Raw genomic sequence first — 414 nt, 5'->3', positions numbered from 1 at the left:
CCGATTACATGTCATGTGGCATGTACATGTCTTTGTACATGCTTCTGTGATGCATGTCAAGGTGCATGTATTCTCGGATCATGACCGCCGACGACCCCGCCACCGACCCCGTCGACGCCATCGCCGCCGCCCTCGGGCAGCTGCGCGGTCGGCGCGGACCCCGGCCTCCCTGGGTGACCGGGCACGACGGCCCCCACCCCCACGGCGGGCGCGGCCGGCACGGGTTCGGACCCGGCGCGCACGGCGGCGGGCCCTGGGCCGCGGGTGCCCCCGGTGCATGGGGCGGGCCGCCCTGGGCGGGCGGCGGCAGCGGACGCTTCGCGGGGCCGGCGCGCCTCCGTCTGCTCGACGCGGTGGTGGCGGCATCCGAGCCCCTCACCGTCAGCGAGATCGCCGAGGCCGTCGGCGTCGACC

1 pseudogene is annotated in these 414 nt (G+C 74.6%); it reads left to right on the top strand.

Annotation, left to right across the window (positions count from 1 at the left end):
• Positions 1 to 80: 80 nt before the first annotated feature.
• Positions 81 to 414: pseudogene (locus ASG00_RS16590) on the top strand (hypothetical protein); the annotation flags it as partial.

The organism is Microbacterium sp. Leaf351 (assembly GCF_001423825.1).
In the GTDB taxonomy this organism is placed as follows: Bacteria; Actinomycetota; Actinomycetes; order Actinomycetales; family Microbacteriaceae; genus Microbacterium; species Microbacterium ginsengisoli.
The sequence above is the reverse complement of the archived record's forward strand: the minus strand, read 5'-3'. Positions and strand labels throughout refer to the sequence as shown.